The organism is Nostoc mirabile CHAB5784 (assembly GCF_020829645.1).
GTDB lineage: Bacteria > Cyanobacteriota > Cyanobacteriia > Cyanobacteriales > Nostocaceae > Nostoc > Nostoc mirabile.
This window is the reverse complement of the sequence record NZ_JAIVFS010000028.1, coordinates 89,624-98,163: the sequence shown is the minus strand read 5'-3', so window position 1 is coordinate 98,163 and position 8,540 is coordinate 89,624. Positions and strand designations below refer to the sequence as shown.

The window sequence follows — 8,540 nt, the reverse complement described above, 5'->3', positions numbered from 1 at the left end:
GGGCAGGATTTGAGGGTTCTAGGATACTGGCTCTCACCTACATGGTCATTCAGTTATCAAGGTTTTGTACCTTGCGGCTAATCCTCCAGACCCTTATGGGTCTTAGTTTCTAGCCAACGATTCGCACCTCATCCTCATAATCGAAATCATCATCTTCAAAGTCGTAGGGGTCATTCATTTTCAGCATCCACTAGGCGACCTGGAATCATGTTAACTCTGTGTGGCGGCAAGATAGAAGAACTTTAATACGTCATGCTTGGTGTACGTATTTAGATTTATGCTCAGGTTCAGCCAGCTTCGGCAATAACCTTTCCAATTTCTTGAAGGGTTGCACCTGTTGCCAGCATCGCACGTATCAACAGTTCAATTGAAACTGAAGCATCACCATTCTCTGCCTTAGCAACACGCGGTTGACTTGAGTGAATTCTATCGGCTAATTCAACTTGTGTCATTACTTTTTGTCGTCGTGCTTTTAAACTCTGGCTAAGTGCTAGTTTGATTCCAATCAGAGCATTTTCTTCTGGCGTTAGTTCCAAAAATTCTGAACCTGTGCCAACCTTCCAACCCCTTGCTTCTAGACGTTCCTTTTTAAGTTGATCCATGACTAATACTGTGTATCTGTATCGGATTTACTCAATTGCTCTTTACGTTAACCATACATTCTAAGAAAAAAATAGTAAGCTTTAGCTTTCGGGGGTAAGCTGTTTTCAATGCGATTAAGTGTAGTTGACCTTATAAAATATCTACTTGACCATTTCACATCTTTTAAATATAACTTTACCTGCTCCAAATCTCTTTCTTGGGAATAATTCTGTTTAATAAGTATCTCTATAATGTCATCAATATTAATCGAAAAAGCTTTGAGAGTTTCTTTGATAGCTGCTTGTGAATTCATTGTACTTGTCTTATTTTTCCATCTGCTTTCTATAAAAAACTTATCAATTGTCAGTTAGCGAGAGCATACTGCTTTAAAAATACTCTCACCCACAGTGCCAGGAACAAATTTGTTGAGAGGCTCATTATCTCCATCGTTCATACTAAAAATGACTTCACCTGTGCTGTTATAAGAAATTAATTGCCTTATGCGATAGGTACGATTACGGCAGTCTGTAGAGTCAAAGGATTTTGTGGAAATCACTCCGGTTTCATCAGGTTGTACTCCTTCTCTCATTCTCCAATACCACGCTACGGCTCCTCGTCTTTCATACGACTCGTTATCAATAAAAATACGAGTACCGTCCGATGCTTCGCTAACTAAAACCCAATCAGCAGCCAATGCAGTCGAAGGAAATGCTATTAAAGAAGCAATTGCTAATCCTATAACTCGTTTCATAAAACTGATATCTTAATTAAAACTTTTGCATGGTTAAAATCGGATTTTTGCCTGCAAGAGTATAACTACTTTTTAGCAGGTTTATCAGATACCACATTTTATTTGTCTATTACCTATAATGGGTTCAGTAATTCTGCTAAACCTTAATCTGGTAAGACCATTTAAGTAAAAACTAATTTATAAAGCAAGTATGAATTTTCTATAATCGCTTTTTACAATTCTCAATCACTTGCTCAGGTGTTGTTCGCGTAGAGCTATAATTTGAGGCAAAGGATTCCAAACTGGAAGCATGACTACAGTAGCAATCTTGCCAATCTTTGATGCTGATGGTGAAAAAACTTATCGCGCCATTGCAGGGGATAAGCACTCTGTTGGCAAAACTGCGGGGCAAGCCCTAGATGCGTTAACTATTCAGTTGGGTGAAACGGAGTTCAGCGCACTGCTTGTCATTCAAAATTTCAGCCCTGACCCGTTTTTTAGCGCTAAACAACAAAAACGGTTATCGAAATTAATGAGTTTATGGCGGTTGGCACGAGATCAGGGGCAAGCATTACCATCAGAGCAACAAGCAGAGTTGGATACTTTGGTTGAGGCTGAATTAAGAGCAGCAGCAGCCCGAACAGCTGCATTGATACAGCAAGAGAGTTTGTGAATCGGTATTACGCTGCGATCGCACAACGTGCCAACCATCGTTGCGAGTACTGCCAAGCCCCTGAACTAATCTTTAACTTTCCGTTTGAGGTTGAGCATATCATCCCGCTCTCTCGGCAAGGGGAAAATGACGAAGCAAATTTAGCTCTTGCGTGTCGCTCGTGTAATCTCCGTAAAGGAACTCGTATTAGTGGCATTATGCCTGCTTCCAACATTGAAGTTAATTTCTTTCATCCCAGACAGGATAAGTGGAGTGAGCATTTTCAGGTTGATACTCAATCTGGCAAGATTATAGGCATTACTTCCTCTGGAAAAGTCACTATAGAATATTTGGAGATGAACAGTGCTTCTCAAGTGGCAGCCCGACAATTATGGATTCGCTTGAGTTTGTTTCCGTAGTTGTACAGCACAGCAATAAATGGGAAATCGGAACTACGGGAAAATACGACTTTTACAAGACGTGAACACCGATCTAGGCGATCGCTCTGCTGTTCATACAATATCTATTGAGAACAGAAATTTTATTTACTTGGTGTTCTGGTGGTAGCCTCTGACAAGCTGCTGCGCCTTTACGTTCCTGAAAAAGCCTATGCAACCTACTAATCCTAACCAATTTACAGAAAAAGCCTGGGAAGCGATCGCCCATACCCCGGATATTGTTAAACAATATCAACAACAGCAAATTGAAAGTGAACACCTGATGAAAGCGCTGCTAGAACAAGATGGTCTAGCAACTGGGATTCTCACTAAGGCGGGTGTTAACCTCCAAAAACTGCGCGATCGCACTGAACAATTTTTCCAACGTCAGCCAAAAGTATCCGGTAGCAGCAGTTCTGTCTACTTAGGACGCAGCTTGGATACACTTCTAGATCGAGCAGACGGATATCGCAAAGAGTTTCAAGACGAATATATTTCAATTGAACACTTATTGCTGGCTTACGCTAAAGATGACCGCTTTGGCAAAGCTTTATTCCAAGAGTTTGGTTTAGACGAAGGCAAACTCAAAGATATTATTAAACAAGTTCGGGGGAGCCAAAAAGTGACCGACCAAAATCCAGAAGGCAAATATGAAGCACTGGAAAAGTACGGGCGTGACCTTACAGAAGCTGCACGTAAAGGTCAACTCGATCCAGTGATTGGGCGAGATGATGAGATTCGTCGCACTGTCCAAATTCTCTCTCGCCGCACCAAGAATAACCCTGTGCTAATTGGTGAACCAGGTGTTGGTAAAACTGCGATCGCTGAAGGATTAGCACAGCGCATTATCGCAGGTGATGTACCCCAATCCCTCAAAGACCGCAAGCTAATCGCTTTAGATATGGGTGCTTTGATTGCAGGGGCAAAATTCCGGGGTGAATTTGAAGAACGTCTGAAAGCAGTATTAAAAGAAGTTACCGAATCTGGCGGCAATATTGTTTTATTTATTGATGAAATTCACACCGTTGTCGGCGCTGGTGCAAGCCAAGGCGCGATGGATGCTGGTAACTTATTAAAACCAATGTTGGCGCGGGGCGAATTGCGCTGTATTGGGGCGACAACTCTAGATGAATACCGCAAACATATCGAAAAAGATGCCGCACTAGAAAGACGCTTCCAGCAAGTTTATGTCGATCAGCCTAGTGTAGAAGATAGTATTTCGATTTTGCGCGGGTTGAGAGAACGTTATGAAAACCACCACGGGGTGAAGATTTCTGATAGTGCTTTAGTTGCAGCAGCCGTATTGTCGAGTCGTTATATTAGCGATCGCTTCCTTCCTGATAAAGCCATTGACTTAGTGGATGAAGCCGCCGCGAGATTAAAAATGGAGATTACCTCCAAACCAGAAGAACTCGACGAAATTGATCGCAAGATTCTGCAATTGGAAATGGAGAAGCTTTCGCTGAAAAAGGAAAGTGATGCAGCTTCTCGTGAACGTCTAGAAAAATTGGAAAAAGAAATTGCTGATCTCAAAGAAGAACAAAGAACCCTGAATAGTCAATGGCAGTCTGAAAAAGATATCATTGACAAAATTCAGTCTGTTAAAAAAGAGATTGAACGGGTTAACCTGGAGATTCAGCAAGCAGAACGCGACTACGACCTTAACCGCGCTGCGGAGTTGAAATACGGCAATTTAACCAGTTTGCACCGTCAATTAGAAACAGTAGAAGCTGAATTGGCAAACGCTCAAAGAAGTGGTAAATCACTATTACGGGAAGAAGTCACAGAAGCTGATATTGCCGAAATTATTTCTAAATGGACAGGAATTCCTATCAGCAAGTTGGTGGAATCGGAGAAAGAAAAACTGCTGCATTTAGAAGATGAACTGCACCGCCGCGTGGTTGGACAAGAAGAAGCAGTCACAGCTGTAGCCGATGCAATTCAGCGATCGCGGGCTGGATTAGCCGATCCCAATCGTCCCATTGCTAGCTTTATTTTCCTTGGCCCTACGGGTGTGGGTAAAACCGAGTTGGCGAAAGCGCTGGCGGCGTATATGTTCGATAGCGAAGATGCGCTGGTGCGAATCGATATGTCTGAGTATATGGAGAAACACGCCGTCTCTCGCTTAATCGGTGCGCCTCCAGGATACGTGGGTTACGAAGAAGGCGGACAACTTACAGAAGCAATTCGTCGCCGTCCTTACTCAGTGATTCTTTTCGACGAAATCGAGAAAGCACACCCCGATGTATTTAATATCTTCTTGCAAATTCTTGATGATGGTCGCGTTACTGATGCCCAAGGTCATAAGGTGGACTTCAAGAACGCTATTATCATCATGACTAGCAACATCGGTTCGCAGTATATTCTTGATGTCGCCGGAGATAACACCCACTACGACGAAATGCGCCGTCGAGTGATGGAAGCAATGCGAAATAGCTTCCGTCCAGAGTTCCTGAACCGGATTGACGAAATCATCATCTTCCACGGTTTAGATAAGAAAGAATTGCGGCATATTGTGCTATTGCAAGTGGAAAGATTGCGGCAAAGATTGAGCGATCGCAAAATATCCCTCAAGCTCTCGGATGCTGCACTTGACTTTTTAGCCGAAGTAGGGTACGACCCAGTATATGGGGCGCGTCCACTGAAGCGGGCGATTCAGCGAGAGTTAGAAACTCAAATCGCTAAAGCCATCTTGCGCGGTGAATTCACCGACGGCAACACCATCTTTGTAGATGTGCAAAATGAGCGTCTTTCTTTTAGTCGCTTACCTGCTGAGGTATTTACCAGCTAATTGAGAAAGAGGCAGGGAGCAGGGAGCAGGGAGCAGGGAGCAAGGAACAAAGTGACTTGAGTGAGAACTTGCAACAAGTCTTTCCCCTTGTCCTCTTCCCTCTTCGTTGAAGATCATTTCACAAAAAAACGCCAAGTCAAGCAAGAGCCTCTTGGCGTTTTTTTGTAAAACATTCGTAAGGTAATAATTACGAATTACGAATTACGAATTACGAATTATTTTGACCCTTACAAAGTACTTGTCGCATTTTACGCATATTTGCAGGTAACTCTAAATTCATTGCTTGTTGAATGAAAATTGATGGAATTGGAATAAGAGGTGTAGCTTGCACAGTATAAGCAAGTATTGTGCCGTTACCGCAATCTTTGAGTTCTAAATTGGCGTTAAAATCCTCAAAAGTCCCTTTTTCCATGCGAAATTGGATTTGTTGCCCCAGCACCTCTACAACGTTAAGGTAAATTTCAACTTGAGCTGTGAAAAAGAAAAAGGCTTTTTGTGCTGCTTGATACAGGCGTTTGACTTCACCTTTATGTAATATCTCGCTTTTAGTGATATCGGGGAAATATTGCACCCACCGGGGGTAATCAGTTAATTGCTGCCAGACTTGCGATCGCACCATCGGCACATACATCCAGGCTGTCACCGCGCCACCCCAGCTTTTGTGCGATCGCGTTTCTATTAAAATTTCACCCTGTACCAGCAACTTTTGCTTGTCTTGATTCCAAGCCATATCTGAACCTGCAATAATTGAGTCTGAGATATGAGACGCAGACATCATGATTTTAGTTACTCCTCAACTCATCCACCTAAATAGAGTTGAAACTACAAGCCATAAAACTTGATTTAGATCCAACTCACTAAATTTTAGTTCCAGTGTAATGCCTATCCTTTACAGAAACGGCGAGTTTTTGGTAATTATTTCAGTTATTCTACTGTAAAAACTGTAGTTCTTATCACAATTAACACAATTAATATTTAAGTAAACTTGATAATAGCGGTATTTATAAATTAAAAACTAAGTTATTAACAGCTAGAATGGCACAAACACGACCTAATATCAAGTATCTTACCCCAACGTTTGGATAGCATCTCTCGATTTTTACGTGTTATTTCTGATGAAACTGCAACTTCATCGTAACTTCATATTTTATTGTCAATATCAAGTGTAATCTCTGTTGAGTTGAGAGGAAAAGTAGGTGAGTCAATCTTCTTTAAATCGTAGATTAATCCAGATTTTCGGTATCCTTCTCGGCATTAGTGTAGCCGTCTGGGTACTGAGAGGTTTTGGTATTCTCACTTTTATTCCAGGTGGAATAATTTGGCTACTGCTACTAGGGGCGATCGCGATCGCGATTATCAGTTATGTTCAAAGGACATGGTGGCGTTTTTAGTTATTTGTCATTTGTCATTTGTCATTTGTCATTGGTCATTGGTCTAAGATACAAGAGTTTTTGGTATATATCGCACCACTCCCAATACGGTTCGGTTAAGAATATTTGTAGGTTGGGTTGAACATTCGTGTTACCCAACAAATCCCACAATATGTTGGGTTTCGTTCCTCAACCCAACCTACACATTTTCATTTTTCGGGCTTAACCGAACCGTATTGGCGTTGGGTGGGCGTGGTTTCTCTTGGACTAATGACTAAGCCTATTTTGACTAACTACCAGAAGTATTTAATACTGAAGCAAAGCCAACAATTTACTAGAGGAAACGAACATGGCAAAGTATATATGTACTGTTTGCGGCTATGAATATGACCCAGAAGTAGGCGATCCAGATAGCGATATAGCGCCAGGAACAGCCTTTGAAAATATACCAGATGATTGGGTATGTCCGACTTGTGGTGCCACAAAAGATCAATTTGAACTAGTTGAATAGTGAAGATAACGGCTAGCCTAGTAAAGTACGTGCTATTGAGAAATTTTAGAACTTGCTACCGTTACGAATCGTAGTTATTGGGGGTGGGGCAGCAGGATTTTTTGGCGCGATCGCTTGTGCTAAAGCCAATCCTGATGCCCAAGTTACTTTACTTGAAGCCAGTCGCCAACCCCTAGCGAAAGTGCTAATTTCTGGTGGCGGACGCTGCAACGTTACTCACGCTTGCTTTTTGCCTGAGGAGTTAGTGCAAAATTACCCCAGAGGTGCAAAAGCTTTGCGGGGTGCTTTGACTCGGTTTGGGACTCAAGACACAGTAGCTTGGTTTGCTGCTGGTGGAGTCTATCTAAAAACTGAAGCCGATGGCCGGATGTTTCCTGTCACCAATACTTCAGAAACCATTGTGGAATGTCTGATTAAAGCGGTGGCGACATCTGGTGTCAAACTCCGTATCGGTACACACGTAACTTCGGTGATAACCGCAGCAGATGGAGGGTTTGATATTCATCTGAAGTCGGGAGATCCGATTCAATGCGATCGCCTACTTCTTGCGACCGGCAGCAGCCTGGTAGGTTATAAAATTGTCAAAGAGTTAGGTCATCAAATAGAACCGCCAGTACCCTCTCTATTTACCTTTAACATTGCTGATCCTCAATTGCGGGCTTTAGCTGGAGTTAGTGTTAACCCTGTACAATTGCGGTTATCTGCGGGCGGAAAATCCCAATTACAACAAATTGGGCCATTGCTAATTACTCACTGGGGTTTGAGTGGCCCCGCAGTTCTGAAGCTTTCTGCTTGGGGTGCGAGAGTTCTGCACGAAAGCCGCTATCAAGCCACATTATTGATTAATTGGCTGCCTAATTTGCACCAAGAACAAGTACGAGAAAAAGTTTTAGCAGTTAAAGATGAATGGGGAAAGAAAGCGATCGCATTGCATCGCGGCGTTGATCTCCCCCATCGTCTCTGGCAATATATCATTGCCCGTGCAGGCATTACCACAGAAGACCGTTGGGCAGAAATATCTAGTAAAACCTTAAATAAACTGGTGCAGGAACTAACTCAGGGACAATATTTAATTAGTGGTAAAGGAGCCTTCAAAGAAGAATTTGTTACCTGTGGCGGTGTCAACCTCAAAGAAGTCAACTTCAAGACGATGGAAAGTAGGTTAGTTGCGGGCCTTTATTTTGCCGGAGAAATCTTAGATATTGATGGCGTCACCGGTGGATTTAACTTCCAAAGTGCTTGGACAACAGGCTATTTAGCAGGCATAGCAATGGCGACTAGCGATTAGTAGTCTGTCAGCTTTGAATTGAGGAGTAAACAAGTTCGTAGTAAGGACTTTAGTCCTTGTTTTCTAAGCACTAAAGTCCTTACTACAAACTCTCAAAACTAGCTTGATAGACTACTTTTGTGCCGCTTTGCTCACACATCTCTACACGCTAATCATCTACTTATAAGCCTGCTGGCAAA

The 8,540-nt window shown here is 42.5% G+C and carries 10 protein-coding genes; 6 read left to right on the top strand and 4 right to left on the bottom strand.

Features of this window, described 5'->3' with window-relative positions:
• Positions 1-287: 287 nt before the first annotated feature.
• Genes LC653_RS19375 through LC653_RS19365 form a run of 3 tightly spaced genes read right to left on the bottom strand, consistent with a single transcriptional unit; the run spans position 288 to position 1,333 of the window.
• Positions 288-602: a helix-turn-helix domain-containing protein gene (locus LC653_RS19375; protein WP_229496233.1), complete on the bottom strand. Its 315-nt coding sequence runs from the start codon at positions 600-602 to the stop codon at positions 288-290.
• Positions 603-649: 47 nt separating this feature from the next.
• Positions 650-895, bottom strand: coding sequence for a hypothetical protein (locus LC653_RS19370; protein WP_229496232.1), 246 nt, complete (start codon positions 893-895; stop codon positions 650-652).
• 54 nt (positions 896-949) lie between these two features.
• Positions 950-1,333: a surface-adhesin E family protein gene (locus LC653_RS19365; protein WP_229496230.1), complete on the bottom strand. Its 384-nt coding sequence runs from the start codon at positions 1,331-1,333 to the stop codon at positions 950-952.
• 289 nt (positions 1,334-1,622) lie between these two features.
• On the opposite strand from LC653_RS19365, the gene LC653_RS19360 reads away from it, so the two are divergent.
• The 3 genes from LC653_RS19360 (at position 1,623) to clpB (ending at position 5,192) form a co-directional block, all read left to right on the top strand.
• Positions 1,623-1,985: a hypothetical protein gene (locus LC653_RS19360; RefSeq protein WP_229496228.1), complete on the top strand. Its 363-nt coding sequence runs from the start codon at positions 1,623-1,625 to the stop codon at positions 1,983-1,985.
• Positions 1,982-2,383, top strand: a complete 402-nt coding sequence (locus tag LC653_RS19355) for an HNH endonuclease (protein ID WP_229496226.1) — start codon at positions 1,982-1,984, stop codon at positions 2,381-2,383. The genes LC653_RS19360 and LC653_RS19355 overlap by 4 nt, the downstream gene beginning before the upstream one ends.
• 190 nt (positions 2,384-2,573) lie before the next feature.
• Positions 2,574-5,192: an ATP-dependent chaperone ClpB gene (gene clpB, locus LC653_RS19350; protein WP_229496224.1), complete on the top strand. Its 2,619-nt coding sequence runs from the start codon at positions 2,574-2,576 to the stop codon at positions 5,190-5,192.
• A gap of 208 nt (positions 5,193-5,400) precedes the next feature.
• Here the strand turns inward: clpB and LC653_RS19345 are convergent, their stop codons facing one another.
• Positions 5,401-5,967, bottom strand: a complete 567-nt coding sequence (locus LC653_RS19345; protein ID WP_229496243.1) for an SRPBCC family protein — start codon at positions 5,965-5,967, stop codon at positions 5,401-5,403.
• A gap of 421 nt (positions 5,968-6,388) precedes the next feature.
• On the opposite strand from LC653_RS19345, the gene LC653_RS19340 reads away from it, so the two are divergent.
• The 3 genes from LC653_RS19340 (at position 6,389) to LC653_RS19330 (ending at position 8,361) form a co-directional block, all read left to right on the top strand.
• Positions 6,389-6,583: a hypothetical protein gene (locus LC653_RS19340; RefSeq protein WP_100901319.1), complete on the top strand. Its 195-nt coding sequence runs from the start codon at positions 6,389-6,391 to the stop codon at positions 6,581-6,583.
• Positions 6,584-6,911: 328 nt separating this feature from the next.
• Complete coding sequence (gene rd / locus LC653_RS19335; protein WP_229496222.1) at positions 6,912-7,073, top strand: rubredoxin; 162 nt, start codon at positions 6,912-6,914, stop codon at positions 7,071-7,073.
• 52 nt (positions 7,074-7,125) lie between these two features.
• Positions 7,126-8,361, top strand: coding sequence for a BaiN/RdsA family NAD(P)/FAD-dependent oxidoreductase (locus tag LC653_RS19330; RefSeq protein WP_229496220.1), 1,236 nt, complete (start codon positions 7,126-7,128; stop codon positions 8,359-8,361).
• Positions 8,362-8,540 lie beyond the last annotated feature (179 nt).

What these genes read in the sequence shown, in the direction of transcription:
- rd (WP_229496222.1), top strand. Translation starts at nt 6,912, where the DNA reads ATGGCAAAGTATATATGTACTGTTTGCGGCTATGAATATGACCCAGAA.
- LC653_RS19360 (WP_229496228.1), top strand. Translation starts at nt 1,623, where the DNA reads ATGACTACAGTAGCAATCTTGCCAATCTTTGATGCTGATGGTGAAAAA.
- LC653_RS19345 (WP_229496243.1), bottom strand. Translation starts at nt 5,967, where the DNA reads ATGTCTGCGTCTCATATCTCAGACTCAATTATTGCAGGTTCAGATATG.
- clpB (WP_229496224.1), top strand. Translation starts at nt 2,574, where the DNA reads ATGCAACCTACTAATCCTAACCAATTTACAGAAAAAGCCTGGGAAGCG.
- LC653_RS19375 (WP_229496233.1), bottom strand. Translation starts at nt 602, where the DNA reads ATGGATCAACTTAAAAAGGAACGTCTAGAAGCAAGGGGTTGGAAGGTT.
- LC653_RS19370 (WP_229496232.1), bottom strand. Translation starts at nt 895, where the DNA reads ATGAATTCACAAGCAGCTATCAAAGAAACTCTCAAAGCTTTTTCGATT.
- LC653_RS19365 (WP_229496230.1), bottom strand. Translation starts at nt 1,333, where the DNA reads ATGAAACGAGTTATAGGATTAGCAATTGCTTCTTTAATAGCATTTCCT.